Below are 20266 nucleotides of genomic sequence, written 5' to 3'. Positions count from 1 at the left end.
CGAGGACGACTACGACAGCGAATTCCGGTACCACGGCAGCCCGACGCCCGCGCTGAAGGCGCTCGACGGCACCGGTGACGCGATCTACCTCGGCACCTTCTCCAAGTTCCTCTCGCCGGGCCTGCGGCTCGGGTACCTGGTCGGGCCGCGCGAACTGGTGCGGGAGCTGCGGGAGATCCGGCGGTACGTGCTGCGGCATCCGCCCGGTCACCTCCAGCGGGCGCTGGCGTTGCTGATCGACAGCGGCGAGTACCACCGCTCCCTGCGGCGGTACCGCACGAAACTGATGCGGAAGTGGGAGGCGACCTGCGCCGCGGTCACCGAACACCTGCCGTGGACGCAGACGGCGTACCCGCCGGGCGGCGTCAGCCTCTGGATGACCGGGCCGCCCGGATTGGACTGCCGGGCGCTGATCGAACGCGCCGAGCGCGACGGCGTCCTGATCGAGCCCGGCGACATCTTCTTCGTCGGCGACGATCCGCCGAAGAACCATTTCCGGATCGGGTTCGCTGCCGTCCCCTTGCGTGACATCGACCCCGGTATCCGCCTGCTCGGCCAGGCCTGCCGCGACCTGATCGCGTAACTGGTACCACCGCACCGGAGCGTTCTGGACCTGTTCAGGCGGCCAGATGTGCCGCACTGTCTGGGGATCCCTCGTGAGCCAGGACACGTCGCCAGGAGGTCCGTGTGGTGGAGTTCGTTCGAGAAGCCGATTTCGTCGCGCTCGGTGGCACTGTCCTCACCTTGGACGCGGCGGGGAGACGGGTGCGCGCGCTGGCCGCGAGCGGCGGGCGGATCACCGCGCTGGGTTCCGAACGGGAGATCTCCCGGCTCATCGGCCCGGAGACCACCGTGCTCGAACTGGACGAGCGCACAGTGATCCCCGGTTTCGTCGAATCCCACAACCATCCGACGTTCTTCGGGATGACGCTGGCCGCGCCGGTCGACGCCGGCAGCCCGCCCAACGACACCATCGCCGACATCGCCGGACGCGTCGCCCAGGCGGCGAAGGAGCTGGGCCCGGGGGAGTGGATCCGGGGTTTCCGGTACGACGACACACTGCTCGCGGACGGCCGTCATCCGACACGCGCGGACCTCGACCCCGTCTCCGGCCGCAATCCCGTGGTGCTGACCCATGTTTCCGGCCATTTCTGCACCGCGAACTCGCTCGCCCTGCGCGATGTCGGGATCACCGCCGAGACCCCGGACCCGCCCGGCGGGCTCATCGTGCGCGACGCCCGCGGGGAGCCGACCGGTGTGCTCGTCGAGACCGCGGCCTTCCTCGTCACGTCCCGGCTGCCCGGACAGAGCGCGGGCGAACTGGCCGAAGCGCTCCTCCTGGCGGACGAGGAGTACCTCGCGAACGGCGTGACCTCCGTGCACGACACCGGTATCGGGCTCATCGGCGGAGCGGCGGAACTGGAGGCGTACGCGCTGCTGAGGCGTGCCGGGAAGCTGCGTGTCCGGGTGCGCGGCTATCTGTTCGACGGTCTCCTGCCCGGCCTCGACGAAGGCCACCCGGAACCGCCGGAAGCCCAGGCGGACGACAAGTTCGCGATGACGGGGGTGAAGATCGTCGCGGACGGTTCGATCCAGGGCAAGACCGGTTGTCTCGCGGAGGGCTACACCTGCGATCCGGACGAGCACGGCATGATGCTGCTCGAACCCGCCGACCTCGGCCGCGCTCGACGCGGCGGGCTGGCAGGTCGCCGTGCACGGCAACGGCGACGCGGCGATCGACGCGATCATCGACGGCTACTCCCGGCTGGGCTCGCCGCGGGGAACCGGCAGGCGGCATCGGATCGAGCACTGCCAGACGGTGCGCGAAGACCAGCTGGACCGGATGGCCGCCCACGACGTCCTCGCGTCGTTCTTCGTGAAGCACGTCTACTACTGGGGAGACCGGCATCGCGACGTCTTCCTCGGGCCCGAGCGGGCGCGCCGGATCAGCCCGCTGGTTTCGGCCCGGTCACGCGGAATCCACTTCGGACTGCATTCGGACACCCCGGTGACCCCGGTGCCGCCGTTGGAAGGGATCTGGTGCGCGGTGCGCCGGATCACCAGGCAGGGCAAGGTACTCGGCCCCGAGCAGGCCGTGGACGTCGACGCCGCGTTGCGCGGCTACACGATCGACGCGGCCTACCTCGCGGGCGAGGAAGACGTCAAAGGCAGCCTGGAGATCGGAAAGCTCGCCGATCTCGCGGTGCTGTCCGGCGATCCCACCACGGTCGACCCCGACCGGATCCGCGAGCTGACCGTGGACGCCACCGTCAGCGGCGGCGAGGTCGTCTGGCGGCGCGAAACGACGGGAGCACGACGATGATCCGCAGCTGGCCGAGTGTCCTCATAGGACTGTTCGTCCCCGCCTTCGTCCTGCTGGCGGGAATCCTGATGCTGTCCGGATCGACGGCGTCGGTGCTGGGCATCCCGGTGCTGTTCTTCTGGGTGTTCTGCTGCTGCCCGCTGACCACCCTGTGCCTGTGGATCAGCTGGCGTTTCTTCGACCGCGCGCACTACCCGGAGGACGACTGATGCTGATCGCGATCGTGGCGGTGGTGATGGCGGGCTCGATCGGGCTCGCGGTGTGGGCGGGACGGTCCACGCGCGGCGGCGGGATCTCGGAATTCCTCGTCGGCGGCCGGTCCTTCCCGGCGTGGCTGGTGTACTTCCTCGCGGTCGGCGAGGTGTACAGCATCGGGACGATGATCGGGTTCCCGAGCGGGATCTACGCGCACGGCGCGAGCTACGGGATCTGGTTCCTCGGCTACATCCTGCTCGCGTACTCGCTGGGCTATTTCCTGGCCCCGCTGGTGTGGCGGGCGGCGAAACGGTACGACGCGATGACCGTGCCCGACGTGTTCGGACGGCATTTCGGCAGCAGGCGGCTGGAGCTGATCACCTGCGTGACGATGCTGATCGCGCTGGTCCCGTGGGGGCAGTACCAGTTCATCGGGCTCCAGGTGGTGCTGAGCAACCTGGGGCTGCGGCTGGATCCGGTGCAGAGCGTGGTGCTGGCTGGCATCGTGGCGTTCGTCTACATCGCCGTCTCCGGCGTGCGGTCGCCCGCGTTCGTCTCGATCCTCAAGGATTTCTTCATGCTGCTCGGCGTCGTGCTCGTCGGGGTGGCGGTCGTGATCGCCGCCGGCGGCACCGCGAAGGTCAGCGGGCCCGAGGTGCTCAGCGCGGCGCAGACCACCATGGGCGGCTCGGAACTGACCTTCGCGATGACGACGATCCTCTTCCAGAGCATCGTGTTCTACCTCGGTTTCGGTGGCGCGTACGTGTTCCCGGCGCGGTCCGAACGCGCGGTGAAGAGTTCGACCGTGTGGATGCCGATGTACATGCTGATCTACCCGTTCCTGGTGCTGGCCGCGTACTACGGCGTGCGCGCGCATCCGGATCTGGACAATCCGAACACGGTGTTCATGGTGACCGCCAAGGGTTTGCTGCCCGACTGGCTGCTGGGACTCGTCGCCGCCGGCGCCGCGCTCTCCGGTGTGCTCGTGCTCGCGGCGACCGCGCTCACCATCGGCGGCATGGTCTGCCGCAACCTCGCGCCGAACGTCCCGGCCGCGGCGCAACGGCGGTGGACGGTCGTCGCGGTGGCCAGTTTCCTGGTGCTGGCGGCGGTACTGACCCTCGTCGCGTCGACGTTGATGCTCACGATCCTGAACCTGACGTACAACCTGCTGGCCCAGGTCGTCCCCGGCTGGCTCGCGATCCTCTTCGTGCGCCGGGTGCGGACGGCCGCGGTCGCCGCCGGGATGGTCGCCGGGGTGCTCACCGCGATCGCCCTGTACGTCAGCGGTGCGACGTTCGGCGGGTTCAACGCGGGTCTGGTGTCGCTCGGGGTGAACCTGGCCGTGGTGGCGGCCTGGAGCCTGGTGAAACCGGACGTCGCGCGGACACCGGTGGCCCGGTCGGCCGAGGCCGCCCCGGACTCCGAGGCGGTTCCCTCCCTCAGCGCGCAATCCGGCTAGCTCGACCGGGTTCGCCACGAACGCAGGGCGAGGCGCCGCGTCGCGGGCCGGACCTCCTCGGCCACCTGGTGTCCATACACCGCCGTCGCGACCGAGCGTTTCAGGTCGCGGCACCGCCGGAGGACGTGCGGCGGGAACCCGGTACCGGTCGGCCGGTCCGGGGTACCGCCCTCCTCGGCGTCGAACGACGTCCAACCCGAGCCGAGGTCGATCAGGCTGCGGTGCTTGGTCGTGTAGTACCCGCGCGACACGCTGAACGCGAGACCGGCCGCGCCGGCCGCCGCAGCGACGAGATGCAGGTGATAGCGGCTGGAGATCCAGGTCTGCCCGGGCGCCAGCGGCAGGCCGTGTCGCCAGATGTCGCGGAATGGATGGAATTCCGCACCGGCGAGTTCGTGCTCCAGCAGCGCCGGGACGGCGCGGTCGACACGGGGGATCCCTTCGACGACGGCGAGTTGCTCCGGGTGGACTTCCCAAGCCCGCAACAAACCCAGCACCTGGGAGGCCAGCACGGACGGCTCGAAGGCGCCGATGTCGGATTGGACGCACAGCACGAATTCGCGCGCCTGCGCGGCGGGTCTCTGCTCGGGTGGCTCCAGGAAGACGTCGTCGCATGTGCGGACGACCCCGGGCAGCAGTTCGGCCGACGGATCGTCGCGGACGTCGACGACGTCGAAACGGTCGGCGAGCGAACGGAGGAGATCGGTGGCGCCGGGCGGGAACGGTGTGAGTCCCTGCCCGGTCATGGCGGTGCGGGCACCTGACCGCCGGGCGGCGGCAGCGGCACCGGCGAGCAGCCCGATGTGCCGGGGCCACAGCGCGTTGAGGTAGCCGCCGCCGATCAGGTGCAGCACGTCGGTCCGGCCGAGCAGGTCGATGCCCGCGTCCCAGCGTGGCGCGAGCCCGGGGTCGTTCACCGCCGACTGGACCCAGTTCGCCACTTCCCACGGATCGTCCGACGGCGCCTCGCCGCACAGCCGCCACAGGGTGTCCGTGCAGCGCAGGCGCGGATGCAGATCGTTCAGCAGCAGTTGCGCCGGCCCCGGTGAGTGCGTGTCGAGCCAGACGTCCGCCTCCGGCTCGGTCCGCGACAGATAGCGCAGCCAGGTCGCCGCGATGAGTTCGTCGCCGAAATTCGGAAAACCGCTCGGGCCGATCAGATAGTGGCGACGGCGGGGACGCGACGCGCGGACGGGGGAATCGCTTCCCTCACCCGCGCTTCCGTCGAAGGTCACTGCGCGACGGTGATCTGCGTGTCCAACGCCTTGTCGCCCTGTGCCTTTTCGTTGCCGGTCGCCTCGGTCTTGACCCGGTCCTTGGCCACACCCGCCGCTTCGAGCGCGGCGGTGATCGCTTCCGCGCGCTTTTCGGAGAGGGCCTTGGACTTTTCCGCGTCGGGGTAACCCGCGTGCGTGGCGACGGCGATCTTGACGTCGTTGCCCTGCATGGCCTTGGCGATCTCGCCGAGTGCCGTTTTGCTCTTTTCGGACAGTTCCGCACTTTCGGTGGTAAAGGTGATCGGTGACTGTTGAAGCGCCTGCTGGATCGCGGCGGTCACTTTCTGGGCCGCCTCGCCGCCGGCCTGGCCCGCGTCGCCGGTGCCCGTTCCCGAGGAGGCCGGGGCGCCGGAGGACGGCGCGCCCGCCGCACTTGAAGCGGTTCCATTCGTGCCAGAAGACCCAGCCGCACCGTTTTCGCCTTCGGAGCCGCATGCGGCCACGAGGCCGGCCACGATCGCCACGCCCGTCACCGTTCGGGCAATTGTCCTGCGCATGAAGTTCGAACTCCCTTTGGCCGTCTCCGCATTGGCTGACGACAGGGATACGAACACGAAAGGACTAAAAGCGCCAACCGTGAGCGAGTACGTCTCTCGGTCGCCGTCCGTCGCCGAAGTCCGGAGAAATCGCTTCGACCAGGAAACTCGTTACAGTCATGGATCGATGACGAGATCGGCAAGTCCACCCGAGTGAGCGACCGTGGGTGCCGTCTCTTCGTGGTCGAAGCACTTTTCCTTACCTGGTCGAAGGAAATCGTGCCGGGAACTCACCCACCCGTCGCCCCTGAGTTGCCCCACGACGCGAATGCACTTTGATGGAAGGCATGCGCCGGATCGACGGCGTACCGAAAAGTGAGGAGTTCTCATGGGTATCGACTTCGAAGGCATGAAGGACAAGGTGAGCGGCGAACACGTCGACAAGGCCGCCGATTTCGCGAAGGACCGCTTCGGGGAACACTCCGACAAGATCGACTCGGCCGCCGACAAGGCGAAGGACTACCTCGGTGAGTCCGGCGGCGGTGAGCAGCAGGGCGAAGGCCGGCAGGACTCACCGCAGGGCCAGTAACCCGAGGACGTCCCGGAACGGCGCGTACCCGGACGTCACCGAGGTGTCGAGCACTCGCGAGCGGCGGTAGAAGGGGCTGAGGTCGAGGCCGACCCCGACCCCGCGGATCTCGACGGTGCTTTCCTCCCGCAGCACCGTTTCCCGCAGATGCTCGTCCAGGTAATGCGGATCGTTCGCCAGGCTCGTCGCGCTGTCCATGGGGCTGCCGTCGGAGAGGACGAGCAGGATCCGGCGTGCTTCGGGTCGCGCGCGCATCCGGGCGCAGGCCCAGGTCACCGCCTCACCGTCGATCCCTTCCCGGAAGAGATCGGCTTTCAGCAGTGCGGCGATGTCCGGGCGTGCCCGGCGCCACGGCGTTTCGGCGGCCTTGAAGACGAGGTGAAGTCGTTCGTTGAGCCTGCCGGGATGTGGTGGCCGTCCGGCCCGGATCCAGTCACGCCTCGGCCTGCCCCCGTTCCAGCCGCCGGTGGTGAACCCGAGCACTTCGCAGGCTGCCCCGGCGAGTTCGATCGAGCGCGCGAAGAGATCGACCAGCGCGGCGACGGGTTCCGCGTGCGCGGTCATCGAACCCGAGCAGTCGATCAGGAACGTCACGAGCGTGTCCGCCACCGGTTCGATCCGCTCGGTGCGGAAGATCCTTCGCTCCGTGGGTGAACTGATCAGCTGCGCCAGGGTCCGGCCGTCGAGCAGGCCTTCCTCCTGCGCGCCGTCCCAGCCGTCGCGTGCCGGTTCGGCGAGCGCCGCCTTGAGGTCGCGTGCCAGCCGTCCCGGCCCGACGCCCTGCCTGCCGACACGCCGGTCGAGCCGCTCGCGGAGTTCGGCGAGCATCGCGGGCCGGACCAGGTCCGAAGCGCGCCGCTCGCGGTCGTACGCGGTGGTGTGGATCCGGTACGCCGCACCGGATTCGCCCAACGTCCGGCTGGTTCCGGCGGTCGCCGAGGGGATCTCGTCGCCTTGGCTCGCGTCGAAGTCGATCGCGAGGTTGAAGCGGGGGTCGGTGGGATCGCCGTCGTCTTCGGCGTCCTGAGCGGTTCCGGCGAGCAGCGCGCCGGTCGTCCTGGCGATCGCCAGCGCGTGTTCGGCGAACGCCTTCTGATCCGTCCGGTGCCGTCGCAAACCGGCGAGGTCGTGGCCGAGCGACGGCGCCAAGGCGAACCGGGTCGCCTCGATCAGGTCCTCGGTCTCTTCGACCACGGGTTCACCGGTGATCCGCGAGCGGCAGATCTGGGCGACCGTGTAGAGCAGCAGCCCGCGGGCGGTCTCCGTCAGCCCGGACCGGTGGAACTCCAGCGACCAGCGGACATGGCGCAGGCGCAGGTTCCGCCGCATCCCCGGCAGCTCCGCGGGCGGGAGCGACTCGACGCGGAACTGTTCCAGCAGCTCGAAAATCCCGCGCTCGGCCGGATCGGCCGGGCTCAGCCCGCGGTGGAGCGCGGCGTCCGACGCGGTGAGGCGCAAGGCCATCCCGTCGGCGATCCCGCGTGCGGACAGCAGATCGTCGTCGGCGGACTGACACAGGTGAGGCGCGTGCATGGGCAGCGGCTCGCGCCCCCGATGCAACCGCCGCGCCCGGAAATGCAGGGCCGGATCGCCGCTGAGGGCCCGGACCGCGGCCGCGCACAGCTCCTCGACCTGGTTGCGGCGCCGGGTTTCCGCCTGCCCGGCGGTCATGCCGAGAGCAGGTGGAGCTCGTCGTCGAAGCAGCGCTGGAAGTACTCCGCCACCAGGTCGCGCTCGGCCTCGTCGCATTTGTTCACGAAGGACAGCCGGAAGGCCGTCGCCGGATCACCGAAGATCTCGATGTTCTCCGCCCAGGTGATCACCGTGCGCGGGGACATCAAAGTGGACAGATCGCCGGCCTGGAAACCCTTGCGGGTCAAGGCGGCCACCGCGACCAGGGACGCCGCCAGGTTTTCCGGGATGCCCGGCACCCTGGCCCGCACGATCGCGATCTCCTCGGCGGCGGGCAGGTAGTTCAGCGACGCCACGATGTTCCAGCGGTCGATCTGCGCGTGGTTCAGCCGCTGCGCGCCGTGGTACAGGCCGTTGAGGTTGCCGAGGCCGACCGTGTTGGCGGTGGCGAACAGCCGGAACGACGGATGCGGCCGCAGCACCCGGTTCTGATCGGTGAGGGTGAACTTGCCGTCGCGTTCGAGTACCCGCTGGAGCACGAACATCACGTCCGGGCGGCCCGCGTCGTACTCGTCGAGCACCAGCGCGACCGGCCGCTGCAACGCCCACGGGAGGATGCCCTCCTGGAACTCGGTGACCTGCTTGCCCTCGCGCAGCACGACCGCGTCGCGGCCGACGAGGTCGAGGCGGTTGAGGTGACCGTCCAGGTTGACCCGCACGCACGGCCAGTTGAGCCGCGCGGCGACCTGTTCGATATGGGTCGACTTCCCGGTGCCGTGCAGCCCCTGCACCAGCACACGGCGGTCGCGGGTGAACCCGGCGAGCAGCGCCAGCGTCACGTCCGGGTTGAAGCGGTACGCCTCGTCGACCTCGGGGACGTGCTCGGTGCGTTCGCGGAACGCGCCGACGACGAGATCCGAATCGATGCCGAAGACGTCACGCACCGGGAGCCGAAGCTCGGGGACCATGAGAACTCCTTACGACGGAACACTTTCCGGTTCGGACCCGCCCTCGGCATCGACGCGGCTGATCGCCTCGGCGGCGCGCTGCAGTGCCGGGAGCGTCTGCAGGGCCTTGTCCGGCGTCAGCCGCATGACCGGCGCCTGCACGGCGACGCAGAGGTTGGCGCGNNACCAGGCCGGGCAGGAACTCCTCGTCGTCGAGGGCGAACCCGTCCCGGCGGATGCGGGTGAACTCGGCCTCGAGCGCGTCGAGGTCGGCGATGGTCTTGTTCGTGTACTGCTTGAGCGGCGCGTGCGCGAGCAGCTTCCGCCGCTGAGACGGGCTCATCTGCGCGAGGATCATCTTGCCGCTGGCCGAACAGTGGATCGGCACCCGCGAGCCCGGCCGGAGGTAGAACCGCAGCGGTTCCGGGGTCTCGACCCGGTCGAGGTACACGATCTCGTTGCCGGACAAGGTGGTCACGTTGCAGCTCTCGCCGAGTTCGTCGACGAGGTGACGCAGGACGGCGTGCCGGGCGCCGTGGTGGGTCGCGTTGAGGAGCAGGTTCTCCGCGAGCCGTCGCAGCCGGTGGCCGGTGCCGTAGTGGCGCCCGTCGGCCTGCCGGATCAGCAGGCCCGCGCCTTCGAGCTGCTGCAGCATGCGGTGCAACGTCGGTTTCGGCAGGCCGGTCTCCTCGACGAGACCCTGCAGGGAGACCAGTTGATCCTTGGCGGCGATCAGCTCGAGCAGGGAGAACAGCCGCATGGTCGGCGTGTCCCCGTTGATCGGATCGGGTTCGCGAAGCAGCTCCATGTTCCGAAAAGTAGCACACAGCGTCTCGGTTTCCAGAATCTGACGTTGACGCTTGGCGGTCGGCGTCCTATGGTCGGTCGCATCCTGATTTCAGGAACGCCACGTACCGATTTTTGTAAATCTCGTCTGTCGAAGGAGCGGAACATGACGGAACGGAAGACGGGTGACGGCCGCGTGGTCGTCAGCGGCCGGAAGAAGATGACCCCGTCCGAGGCCTTCGTCGAGACGCTCGTGGCGAACGGCGTCACCGACATCTTCGGCATCATGGGTTCGGCGTTCATGGACGCGATGGACATCTTCGCGCCGGCGGGGATCCGGCTGGTACCGGTGGTGCACGAGCAGGGCGCCGGGCACATGGCCGACGGCTACGCCCGGGTGAGCGGCAGGCACGGCGTCGTCATCGGGCAGAACGGCCCCGGCATCAGCAACTGCGTTACCGCGATCGCGGCCGCGTACTGGGCGCACAGCCCGGTCGTCATCGTGACGCCGGAAGCGGGCACCATGGGCACCGGCCTCGGCGGCTTCCAGGAGGCCAACCAGCTGCCGATGTTCCAGGAGTTCACCAAGTACCAGGGGCACGTCAACAACCCGAAGCGGATGGCCGAGTACACCGGCCGCTGCTTCGACCGCGCCCACTCGGAACTCGGCCCGACGCAGCTCAACATCCCGCGCGACTTCTTCTACGGCGAGATCGAGGCCGAGATCCCGGAGCCCGCCCGGCTCGACCGCGGCCCCGGCGGCGAGCGGAGTCTCGACGAGGCCGCCGCGCTGCTGGCCACGGCGGAGTTCCCGGTGATCATCTCCGGTGGCGGCGTCGTGATGGCCGACGGCGTCGAGGAATGCAAGGCGCTCGCCGAACGTCTCGGCGCGCCGGTGGTGAACAGCTACCTGCACAACGACTCGTTCCCGGCGAGCCACCCGCAGTGGTGCGGGCCGCTCGGGTATCAAGGGTCCAAGGCCGCGATGAAGCTGATCTCGCAGGCGGACGTCGTGATCGCGCTCGGTTCGCGGCTCGGCCCGTTCGGCACCCTGCCGCAGCACGGCATGGACTACTGGCCCAAGGACGCGAAGATCATCCAGATCGACGCGGACCACAAGATGCTCGGCCTGGTCAAGAAGATCACCGTCGGCATCTGCGGTGACGCCAAGGACGCGGCGGTCGCGCTGACCAAGCGGCTGGCGGACCGCACGCTCGCCTGTGACTCCACAAAGGACGCTCGCGCGGCGAAGATCAAGGCGGAGAAGGACGCGTGGGAGGCCGAGCTCGACGCCTGGACCCACGAGACCGACCCGTTCAGCCTCGACATGATCGCCGAGCAGGAGGGCGAGGAGGGAAACTGGCTGCACCCGCGGGAAGTGCTGCGGGAGCTGGAGAAGGCGATGCCGCCGCGCGTGATGGTGTCGACCGACATCGGCAACATCAACTCGGTCGCGAACAGCTATCTGCGGTTCGAGGAACCACGCAGCTTCTTCGCCCCGATGAGCTTCGGCAACTGCGGGTACGCGCTGCCGACCATCATCGGCGCTAAGGCCGCGGCACCCGACCGGCCCGCGATCTCCTACGCCGGCGACGGCGCGTGGGGGATGAGCATGGGCGAGATCATGACCGCGGTCCGCCACGACATCCCGGTCACCGCGGTGGTGTTCCACAACCGGCAATGGGGCGCGGAGAAGAAGAACCAGGTCGACTTCTACAACCGCCGGTTCGTCGCGGGCGAGCTGGAGAGCGAGAGCTTCGCGGGGATCGCCAAGGCGATGGGTGCGGAAGGCATCGTCGTGGAGAAGCTCGACGAGGTCGGCCCAGCGTTGCAGCGCGCCGTCGAGGCGCAGATGAACGAGGGCAAGACCACCGTCGTCGAGATCATGTGCACCCGCGAGCTGGGCGACCCGTTCCGCCGCGACGCGCTGTCCAAGCCGGTGCGGTTCCTGGAGAAGTACAAGGACTACGTGTAGGCCTCGTTTTGCGCGTGAAGGCCCCCTTCCCTCGGCTGAGCCGCGGGAAGGGGGCCTTCACGCGCTGGTGGTGCGGGCGAGGGCGGTGGCGCGTTGCGAAAGCCACTTTCGCAACCTTCAACGTTGCGAAAGTGGCTTTCGCAACGTCGGCGCCAGCGCCTTAGCCGAACTCGTACGCCGAACTGGACCCATCGAACGCCGCCGCTCTGGTGCTGGGCCGGTGCCAGCCGGGTTGCGAAAGTCAAAGCACAGACTCGTGTCTCGAAGGAGGTCTCCGGTGGACGTCACCCAGCTGCGAGCGCAGGCTCGACGGCATCTCGGCCCGCACTTCACCCGCAAGGACACCTGGGCCTCGGATTTCCCGGTGTTCGTACGCGGCGAGGGAAGCTACCTGATCGACACCGAAGGACGCCGTCATCTCGACGGGCTCGCCGGGCTCTTCTGCGTCAACATGGGCCACGGACGGGCCGACATCGCCGCGGCCGCCGCCGACCAGGTCGGTACCCTGGCCTACGCGAGCAACTGGGGCTCGGCGCACACGCCCGCGATCGAGGCCGCCACGTTGCTGGCCGAGCTGGCGCCGGGCGACCTCGGGACGACGTTCTTCGTCAACTCCGGTTCGGAAGCGGTCGAAACCGCGCTGAAGTTCGCCAGGCAGTATCACCGTAGCCAGGGGCAGCCCGAGCGTACGAAGATCATCAGCCGCGACATGGCCTATCACGGCACGACCATCGGCGCTCTGTCGGTGACCGGGCTCGCGAAGATCAAGGAACCCTTCGGCCCGCTCATGCCCGGCGTCCGGCACGTGCCGAACACGTTGGGACTGCTGGGAGACTGCGGCCCGGCGGCCGAATTGGACTGTGTCGCGGCGATCGAGCGGGTCATCCTCGAAGAAGGGCCGGAGACCATCGCGGCGCTGTTCGCCGAGCCGGTCCAGAACGGCCGCGGCGCGCTGGTCCCGCCGAAGGGGTACTGGCCCGCTTTGCGCGCGCTGTGCGACAAGTACGGCATCCTGCTCGTCTCGGACGAGGTCATCTGCTCATTCGGCAGGCTCGGGCACTGGTTCGGGCACGGGCTCACCGGTGTCGTGCCGGATCTGATCACCTTCGCCAAGGGATCGACGTCGGGATACGCGCCGCTCGGCGGGGTGATCGTGCGCGAGAAGCTGGTCACCGAGCTCTACGACTCGCCGAAGGGCGGCGTCTTCACCCACGGCGCCACCTGGGGCGGGCATCCCGTCGCCACCGCCGTCGCGGTCGCGAACCTCACCGCGATGCGGGACGAGAACGTGCTCGGCAACGTCCTCACCGAGGGGCCGGAACTGTTCGCCGCGCTGAACTCCCTCAAGTCCGCGCACCGCTGCGTCAAGGACGTCCGCGGCACCGGCTTCTTCTACGCCATCGAGCTGATGGCCGACCGCGACAGCGGCCGCGAACTGACCGAGGCCGAATCGCTGAAGGTGCTTCGCGAGGTGTTCCCGGAGGCGTTCCGCCGCACGGGCGTCATCCTCCGCGGCGACGATCGCGGCGCGACGATGCTGATGATCTCCCCGCCGCTGGTCGCCGACCGCGAGGTGCTCACCGAACTGCTCCACGGCGTCGACGCGATGCTCAACGACGTCGAGAAGGCCGTCCAGCCCTGAACCAGCCCTTTTCACCCGGTGGGGGTCGCCGTCTTCCGGCGGCCCCCGCTTCGTACGCGGAGGTACTTCGATGAGCCTGACCGCTGAGGTCACGCCGGACGCGACGCTCGACGGATGGCGGAAGGCGTTACGTGGCCGGAACCTCCGCGTCGCCTTGCCGGACGGCGACGACGAGCGCGCCGTCCGCGCCGCGCTGGCGCTCCGGGACGAGGGAGTCGTGCGGCCATTGCTGTTCGGCGATGGGACGCGCCTGCGCGCGGCAGGGGCCACGGACGACGTGATCGTGGACGTCGCGGAAGCCCTTGCCGACGATCGGACCGAGGCCGCCCTGGCGACGGGGTTCGCCCGGCATCCGGAAAAGCTCGCCGCCGCCCGGCGCGATCCGGTGTTCGTGGCTGCCGCCGCCCTGCGAGCGGGCAACGTGGACGCCTGCGTCGCCGGCGCGACCCGGCCGACCGCCGACGTCCTGCGCGCGGGTCTGCGGGTCGTGGGTCTCGCCCCGGGGGTGTCCACGTTGAGCAGTTGCTTCCTGTTGCTGCTGCCGGACGGGCGGCGGCTGACCTTTTCGGACTGCGCGGTGGTGCCCGAGCCGGGCGCGGCACAGCTGGCGGACATCGCCCTCGCCGCCGCGGCGACCCACCGCGGCCTGACCGGCGAGGACCCCGTGGTCGCCATGCTGTCGTTCAGCACCCAGGGGAGTGCCGACCATCAGCGGGTCGAGGTCGTCCGCGAGGCGACTTCGCTGGTGCGGCAGCGGGAACCCGGTCTTCCTGTCGACGGTGAGTTGCAGTTCGACGCCGCGCTCGTGGCGTCGATCGCGGCGGCCAAGGCGCCCGGTTCCGCGGTCGCCGGCCGCGCGAACGTCCTCGTGTTCCCGAATCTGGACGCGGGCAACATCGGCTACAAGATCGCCGAGCGGCTCGGGGGCGCCGTCGCGCTCGGCCCGATCCTCCAGGGCCTCGAGGCGCCGCTCAACGACCTCTCGCGCGGCTGTTCGGCGTCCGACATCGAGACGCTCGCGCTCTTGACCGCCGTCCAAGCTAGCCGAGCAGCGCGAGGCTGACGTAGGCGATGGTGCCGACGAGCAGGGTGGAGAGCAGGCCGAGCAGCAGCGCCCGGCCACCGGTGCGGACCAGGGTGCCGATCCGGACCGCGCAGCCCAGCCCGAAGAGTGCTCCGGCCAGCAGCAGCGTGCAGGCGACCTTCGCGACGTCGAGTGCCACGCCGGGCAGGATTCCGGTGCTCCGCACCACCACCATCGCCAGGAAACCGAGGACGAACAGCGGGACCAGCGGGGCGCGCTTCCCGGCGGCCGACGGGCGGCGCCGCCGTTCGTGCACGCTGACCGCGGCGACCATCGGCGCCAGCAGGACGACACGGCTCAGCTTCACCACCACCGCGACCGCGACGGCGGCGGTCCCGGCCGGGGTGGCGGCCGCGACGACCTGGGCGACCTCGTGCACGCCCAACCCGGCCCAGCCGCCGATCCGCAGCGCGTCCATCCCGAGCCAGCCGCCGATGAGCGGGACCGCCGCGATCGCCAGGCCGCCGTAGAAGGTGACCAGTGCGACCGCGGTCGCGACGTCGGAGTCCTCACGTTCGACGACCCCTTCCATCGCCGCGATCGCCGACGCGCCACAGATCGAGAAACCGGTCGCGACCAGCATCGCGAGCCCACGCGGGACACCGATCAGCCTGCCGAGCCCGATCGTGCCGAGAAACGTGAGGCCGACCGTCAGCACCACCGCGAGCAGCGTGCCGGGACCGAGCGAAAGCACCGAAGGGAGTGCGAGTTGCAGACCGAGAAGGACGACACCGGCACGCAGGAGCTTCTTCGTCACCTTCGCGATCGCTTGCCGGGTGCCGTCCGAAAGCACCGGCAGCGAACCGGCGAGCACCCCGAGCACGACCGCGAGGGTGAGCGCGCTCAGCACGGGAACGGCGGTGCTCAGCAGGTACGCGACGACCACGCCGAGGGCGGTGACGGCCAGACCGGTGAGGTGCGGCTTCGTTCGCCGCGCGGAGATGGTGCCCATACCGACGAGCGTCGTCCGGAAAGGACGGCGCCGGTAGCCGGGAGAACGGCGGGTAGGTCATGCACTTTGGCTATGACCGCACCGGAACTGGACTCTTTGCGCCTGCTCGTCCTCGTCGGCGAACTGGGCAGTATCGGTCAGGCGGCCGCCACTCTCGGGATGACGCGGCCATCGGCGGGCAAACGACTGTCCCTTGTGGAACGCAGGCTGGGACTGGTGCTGGTGGACCGGACCCGCCGCGGCTCGGCGCTCACCCCGGACGGCCGGGTGATCGCGGGCTGGGCACAACGTGTGCTCGCCGAACTCGGCGGACTGCTCGACGGCGCCCAAGCCCTGCGGGCGCGGCACGAGACCGGGCTCCGGATCGCGGCGAGTATGACGCTGGCCGAGCACCTGGTCCCGCGCTGGATCGGCGAGCTCAACCGCGCCCACCCCGGCCTCCGGCTCGGCCTGGAGGTCACGAACTCGGACCGGGTCGCCGAACTGGCCCGCGCCGAGCTGGTCGACATCGGTTTCGTCGAATCGCCCGGCCCTTTCGCCGGGCTCACGTCGCGGAAGGTCGCCGCGGACCATCTCGTCGTGGTCGTCGCCCGCACTCATCCCTGGGCGCGTGAACGCCGTTCGCTGACCCTGGCGGAGCTGGCGAACACGCCGCTCGTCGTGCGGGAACACGGCTCCGGAACCAGGGAAACCGTCGATATGGCCTTGCGCAAGGCCGGCGTGGGACCGGTGAAACCGTTGCTGGAACTGGGTTCCGCCTCCGCCGTCCGCAGTGCGGTGATCGCAGGCGCGGGCCCAGCGGTGATCAGTGCCTTGGATGTCGCGGACCACGAGCTCGTGCCCGTCGCGGTGGAGAGTGTCGACTTCGGACGGGTGTTGCGCGCGGTCTGGCCGGAGGGGCGGCGCCTCACCGGTCCGGCGGCGGAACTGCTTGCCCTGGCCGTGCGCCGCTCATCCCGAGGGTGATCTGGACCCCTTTCCCGCATCGTAACTGGCACTCGCCCCTGGCCCGACTTGTTCCTACGGTGACCGGAACCACAATGGAGCTCCCAGCGCCACCGCTCCGGCGGTGCGTGCGAGAAGGAGGAGACGTGACTTCAACGTCCGGTCCCGCACAGAGCAGCGGCCTGAAACCAGGGCTCAAACAGCGACATATGAACCTGATCGCCCTCGGCGGTGTCATCGGCGCAGGACTGTTCGTCGGCAGTGGCGTGGTCATCCAGTCGGCGGGCCCGGCGGCGGTGGTCTCGTTCCTCATCGCCGGTCTGATCACCGTGCTCATCATGCGCATGCTCGCGGAGATGACGATCGCCAAACCCGCGCTCGGGTCGTTCTACGTCTACGCCAGGGAAGCGCTCGGCAATCGCGCGGGCTTCGCCGTCGGCTGGATGTACTGGTACTTCTTCGTCATCGTCGTGGCGGTCGAAGCCGTCGCGGGCGGCCGGATCCTGCAGCTGTGGGTACCCGATGTGCCACTGTGGGTGCTCAGTCTCGGCCTGCTCGTGATCCTCACCGGTACCAATATGGTCTCGGCGCGGTCCTATGGCGAATTCGAGTACTGGTTCTCTTCGATCAAGGTCGTCGCGATCGTCGTGTTCCTGGTCGTCGGTGCCCTGTACCTGTTCGGTTTCTGGCCGGGTGCCAACGGCGGCCTGACGAATCTGGTGTCCCATGGCGGATTCGCGCCACTCGGGATCGGGGCGGTGCTCGCGGCGGTGGTGCCGTGCATCGGTTTCTACACCGGTGCGGAGATCGTCACCATCGCCGCCGCCGAGTCCGCGGAGCCGAAGAAGGCGATCGCGAAGGCCATGCGCTCGATCATCTTCCGCGTGGTGCTGTTCTACGTCGGCTCCGTGTTCCTCGTCGTCGCGATCAAGTCCTGGGACGATCCGGCGACCGCGGTCAGCCCGTACGCGGCGGTGCTGGAGGTGCTCGGCATCCCGGCCGTGGCGACGATCATGAACGCGATCGTCCTGACCGCGGTGCTCTCGTGCCTGAACTCGGCCCTGTACACCTCGTCGCGGATGTTGTTCGCGCTCACCAGCAACGGCGACGCGCCGAAGGCGTTCACCCGGCTTTCCGGCAGCGGCGTGCCGAGGCGCGCGATCCTGGCCGGGACGGTCGTCGGCTACGTCTCGGTCATCGCCGCCTACACCTCACCGGATCTGATCTTCCAGTTCCTGGTCAACTCCTACGGCGCCGTCGCGCTGTTCGTGTACCTCGCGATCGCGCTCGCGCAGGTGCGGCTCCGCCGCCGGCTTGAGCGCGAGGACCCGGACAAGCTCACGCTCAAGATGTGGCTGTTCCCGTGGCTGAGCTACGCGACGATCGCGCTGATGGCCGCCGTGATCCTGGCGATGGCGCTGCTGCCGTCGACCCGCTCGCAGTTCTGGCTGAGCGCGGTGACGCTCGCGCTGATCCTCATCGGGTTCGAGATCCGCAGGCGGCGCGGCAAGCCGGCGGTTCCGGTCGCGCCCGTCGATCCCGTCCCGGACGAATCCCGGCGTGCCCCGGCCACCGTCCGGGAGTGACCTGGATGGGCTGAAGCGTCCTTCGCCGCGTCTCGTGCGGCGAAGGACGCTTTACTATCGGCTCACGGTGATTTCCCTTGCCACGCTTGAGAGTTTCTCGGGGTTGCGGACGTGGTAGGCGCCGGTGACGTAACCGTTTTCGACCCGTACCGCCAGCACGCCGTCGATCTCCCCGCCGACCCGGATGAGCAGGCCGGGTCCGCCGTTGACCTGTACCGGTTCGACGGTCCGTTCCACCTCGCGTTTCCACCAGCCGACGGCCAGCAGCCGGGCCACCTGGTCCGCGCCCACGACCGGCCGTGGCAGCGCGTGCTTGACCCCGCCGCCGTCGCTGAGGGCGACGACGTCCGGCGCGAGGATGTCGAGAAGTCCCTGCAGATCGCCGGTTTCCACCGCGGCCTGGAACGCCTTGAGCGCGGCGCGGTGCTCGGCGGGGGAGCCGGTGCCGCGTGGCTTGCGCGCGGCGACGTGGGCCCGCGCCCGATGAGCGATCTGGCGTACGGCGGCGGGAGTCTTCTCGACGGCTTGGGCGATTTCGTCGTAGTCGACGGCGAAAACCTCCCGTAGCACGAAGACCGCACGCTCCGTCGGCGCGAGTGTCTCCAGCACGAGCAGCATCGCCATCGAGACGTTCGCGGCCAGCTCGACGTCCTCGGCCACGTCCGGTGTGGTCAGCAGCGGCTCGGGCAGCCACGGGCCGACGTAGGACTCCTTGCGGCGGCCGAGCGTCCGCAACCGTTTCAGCGCCTGCCGCGTGGTGATCCGGACCAGGAACGCGCGCCGGTCCAGCACTGTGTCGAGCGCGACGCCCGACCAGCGCAGCCAGGTCTCCTGCAGGACGTCCTCGGCGTCGGTGGCCGAACCGAGCATCTCGTAGGCCACGGTGAACAGCAGATTGCGATGGGCCACGAAGGTTTCGGTCGCCGGGTCCAGGGTGCCGGGTGTCTCGCTCATTGATGGTTTCCCCTGTTCGTGTTTCGCCCTTACGATCCCGCCGGCCGCCGGTTTGTGACATCCGGGAGTGGTGGCCTGCGTCACAGGGCGGGCTTGTCACACCGGGCCGGTCGCCGGGATCTCTTGCTCGTCACCAAGCGACATCACGAGTGAGGAAACCCCGGATCATGTCCACAATTTCGGAGAAGGGCCCCCGGTCGCGGATGCCCAATCCGCTCCCGTTCGTTCCCGAGCTGGCGGAAGCCGCCGCGGGCCTGCACCGGGTCGTCGGGAACGGCACCATTCCCGCGACCACCGTCAGCCTGGTGCAACTGCGTGCCGGGCAGCTGCTCGGCAGCACGTATTTCGTCGTCCGTGAAACGCGCGTTCTGCGAGAGCTCGGGGAATCCGAGGAGCGGATCACCTCCGTGGTCACCTGGCGTGACGCGACCTGCTTCACCGATGCCGAACGGGTCGCGCTGGAGCTGGGGGAGGCCGTGTTCACCGCCAATCCCTCGGGGGAGCGCGTTCCCGACGAGCTGTACGCCAGGGCGTCGGAGCACTACGACGACAAGGCGCTCTGGACGCTCGTCATGGTCATCGCCCACATCGGGTTCTTCGCCCCCGCCGCGCTCATCGCGAAACCGATCCCGGGGATGCCGCCGGGCCGGAACTACACCGACTGACTCTTCTAAATCCACGAAAGGCTTGAAAAATGAGCAAGTTCGCAGTGGCGGGAGCGACCGGGCGGCTGGGACGGCACGTCGTCGACGTCCTCACCGAACGCGCCCACGAAGTCGTCCCGATGTCCCGGGCCACCGGCGTGGACATCATCACCGGCGAGGGGCTCGCTGAGGCGCTCACCGGGGCGGACGTCATCATCGACGTCGCTTCGTGGCACGCCTCCGACCAGGAGGCGGCGACGGAGTTCTTCCGTACGTCGGCCCGCAATCTGCACGAGGAAGGCAGGCGGGCCGGAGTCGGCCTGATCGCCGCCGCGTCCATCATCGGTGTCGACAACGCCACCACCGGTTTCCTCGCCGCCAAGAAGGAGCACGAGGAGTTCCTTTCGGCCGGGCCGCTGCCGGTCCGTCTTCTGCGGGCGGCTCAGTTCCACGAGTTCGTGCTTCAGCTGCTGGAGTGGCGACGGGACGACGTCGCCTATGTTCCGGCGATGCCCACTCAGCTCGTGGCTTGCCGTGCCGTGGCGGAGGAACTCGCCGATCTGGCGACCGCGCAGGTCATGCCGGGAACTCCGATTCCCGAGATCGCCGGGCCACGCGAGGAGAACATGGCGGAGGCGGCGCGGCTCGCCGGGGCCGCCCGGGGGATCGAGGTGGTCGGCATCGACGGGGCGAACGTGCCCGACGGTGAGATCGCCGCCAAGGGCGGATTCCTGCCCGGCCCGCACGCGAAGCTGGCTGGCCCCACCTTCCGGGAGTGGCTCGAAACCCGCTCCTGA

The 20266-nt window shown here is 69.2% G+C and carries 19 protein-coding genes and 1 pseudogene; 13 read left to right on the top strand and 7 right to left on the bottom strand.

The genetic code is table 11. From position 1 onward, the window contains the following. The 5 genes and pseudogenes from AVR91_RS06925 to AVR91_RS06910 form a co-directional block, all read left to right on the top strand. The coding region (locus AVR91_RS06925; protein ID WP_143253908.1) for an aminotransferase-like domain-containing protein at nt 1-583 on the top strand (583 nt) is incomplete at its 5' end. A 104-nt stretch (nt 584-687) separates the two neighbouring features. Continuing rightward, a pseudogene (locus tag AVR91_RS44585) lies at nt 688-1587 on the top strand (amidohydrolase); the annotation flags it as partial. A gap of 124 nt (nt 1588-1711) precedes the next feature. Further along, nucleotides 1712-2323, top strand: a complete 612-nt coding sequence (locus AVR91_RS44580; RefSeq protein WP_455577832.1) for an amidohydrolase — start codon at nt 1712-1714, stop codon at nt 2321-2323. Next, nucleotides 2320-2532, top strand: a complete 213-nt coding sequence (locus tag AVR91_RS06915) for a DUF3311 domain-containing protein (RefSeq protein WP_063271626.1) — start codon at nt 2320-2322, stop codon at nt 2530-2532. Before AVR91_RS44580 ends, AVR91_RS06915 begins: the two co-directional genes overlap by 4 nt. Then, on the top strand, nt 2532-3980 hold the full coding sequence (locus AVR91_RS06910; protein WP_063271625.1) for a sodium:solute symporter family protein: 1449 nt from the start codon (nt 2532-2534) through the stop codon (nt 3978-3980). The genes AVR91_RS06915 and AVR91_RS06910 overlap by 1 nt, the downstream gene beginning before the upstream one ends. Here the strand turns inward: AVR91_RS06910 and AVR91_RS06905 are convergent. Both AVR91_RS06905 and AVR91_RS06900 read right to left on the bottom strand, forming a co-directional pair. Then, a complete protein-coding gene (locus AVR91_RS06905) occupies nt 3977-5215 on the bottom strand; it encodes a polysaccharide pyruvyl transferase family protein (protein ID WP_063271624.1) in 1239 nt (412 codons plus the stop codon). The two genes, AVR91_RS06910 and AVR91_RS06905, sit on opposite strands and share 4 nt — an antisense overlap. Beyond that, a complete protein-coding gene (locus AVR91_RS06900; protein ID WP_228709138.1) occupies nt 5212-5811 on the bottom strand; it encodes an OmpA family protein in 600 nt (199 codons plus the stop codon). Before AVR91_RS06900 ends, AVR91_RS06905 begins: the two co-directional genes overlap by 4 nt. Before the next feature lie 310 nt (nt 5812-6121). Here AVR91_RS06900 and AVR91_RS06895 point away from each other — a divergent pair, with 310 nt between their 5' ends. Beyond that, entirely contained in the window at nt 6122-6322 is a 201-nt protein-coding gene (locus AVR91_RS06895) for an Rv0909 family putative TA system antitoxin (RefSeq protein WP_063271622.1), read from the top strand. Here AVR91_RS06895 and AVR91_RS06890 read toward each other — a convergent pair. Genes AVR91_RS06890 through AVR91_RS06880 form a run of 3 tightly spaced genes read right to left on the bottom strand, consistent with a single transcriptional unit; the run spans nt 6305 to nt 9661 of the window. Continuing rightward, nucleotides 6305-7993: a cobaltochelatase CobT-related protein gene (locus AVR91_RS06890; RefSeq protein ID WP_063271621.1), complete on the bottom strand. Its 1689-nt coding sequence runs from the start codon at nt 7991-7993 to the stop codon at nt 6305-6307. The two genes, AVR91_RS06895 and AVR91_RS06890, sit on opposite strands and share 18 nt — an antisense overlap. Further along, a complete protein-coding gene (locus tag AVR91_RS06885) occupies nt 7990-8922 on the bottom strand; it encodes an AAA family ATPase (RefSeq protein WP_063271620.1) in 933 nt (310 codons plus the stop codon). The genes AVR91_RS06890 and AVR91_RS06885 overlap by 4 nt, the downstream gene beginning before the upstream one ends. Further along, nucleotides 8891-9661 carry an IclR family transcriptional regulator gene (locus tag AVR91_RS06880; protein ID WP_455577831.1) on the bottom strand — a complete coding sequence of 257 codons (771 nt, stop codon included), beginning with the start codon at nt 9659-9661 and terminating at the stop codon, nt 8891-8893. Before AVR91_RS06880 ends, AVR91_RS06885 begins: the two co-directional genes overlap by 32 nt. Nucleotides 9662-9853: 192 nt before the next feature. Between AVR91_RS06880 and xsc the strand changes: the two genes are divergently transcribed. From xsc to AVR91_RS06865, 3 genes are all read left to right on the top strand, one after another. After that, a complete protein-coding gene (gene xsc / locus AVR91_RS06875) occupies nt 9854-11662 on the top strand; it encodes a sulfoacetaldehyde acetyltransferase (RefSeq protein WP_063271618.1) in 1809 nt (602 codons plus the stop codon). A gap of 277 nt (nt 11663-11939) precedes the next feature. Beyond that, nucleotides 11940-13304, top strand: a complete 1365-nt coding sequence (locus AVR91_RS06870) for an aspartate aminotransferase family protein (RefSeq protein ID WP_063272967.1) — start codon at nt 11940-11942, stop codon at nt 13302-13304. A 70-nt stretch (nt 13305-13374) separates the two neighbouring features. Then, nucleotides 13375-14367, top strand: a complete 993-nt coding sequence (locus AVR91_RS06865; RefSeq protein ID WP_063272968.1) for a phosphotransacetylase — start codon at nt 13375-13377, stop codon at nt 14365-14367. Here the strand turns inward: AVR91_RS06865 and AVR91_RS06860 are convergent. Further along, a complete protein-coding gene (locus tag AVR91_RS06860) occupies nt 14345-15340 on the bottom strand; it encodes a YeiH family protein (protein ID WP_063272969.1) in 996 nt (331 codons plus the stop codon). The two genes, AVR91_RS06865 and AVR91_RS06860, sit on opposite strands and share 23 nt — an antisense overlap. 72 nt (nt 15341-15412) lie before the next feature. Between AVR91_RS06860 and AVR91_RS06855 the strand changes: the two genes are divergently transcribed. Continuing rightward, a complete protein-coding gene (locus AVR91_RS06855; protein WP_063272970.1) occupies nt 15413-16306 on the top strand; it encodes a LysR substrate-binding domain-containing protein in 894 nt (297 codons plus the stop codon). A gap of 188 nt (nt 16307-16494) precedes the next feature. Beyond that, complete coding sequence (locus tag AVR91_RS06850; RefSeq protein ID WP_063272971.1) at nt 16495-17871, top strand: amino acid permease; 1377 nt, start codon at nt 16495-16497, stop codon at nt 17869-17871. 54 nt (nt 17872-17925) lie between these two features. Here AVR91_RS06850 and AVR91_RS06845 read toward each other — a convergent pair whose 3' ends face one another. After that, complete coding sequence (locus AVR91_RS06845; RefSeq protein WP_063272972.1) at nt 17926-18825, bottom strand: RNA polymerase sigma-70 factor; 900 nt, start codon at nt 18823-18825, stop codon at nt 17926-17928. Nucleotides 18826-18992: 167 nt separating this feature from the next. Between AVR91_RS06845 and AVR91_RS06840 the strand changes: the two genes are divergently transcribed. After that, the gene (locus AVR91_RS06840) at nt 18993-19490 is read left to right on the top strand and encodes a carboxymuconolactone decarboxylase family protein (RefSeq protein ID WP_063272973.1); all 498 of its coding nucleotides are present in this window, start codon (nt 18993-18995) and stop codon (nt 19488-19490) included. A 29-nt stretch (nt 19491-19519) separates the two neighbouring features. After that, nucleotides 19520-20266, top strand: coding sequence for an SDR family oxidoreductase (locus AVR91_RS06835; RefSeq protein ID WP_063272974.1), 747 nt, complete (start codon nt 19520-19522; stop codon nt 20264-20266).

The sequence above is a fragment of the Amycolatopsis keratiniphila subsp. keratiniphila genome (assembly GCF_001620365.2).
Taxonomy (GTDB): Bacteria; Actinomycetota; Actinomycetes; order Mycobacteriales; family Pseudonocardiaceae; genus Amycolatopsis; species Amycolatopsis keratiniphila.
This window is presented reverse-complemented; position numbering and strand designations above follow the sequence as displayed.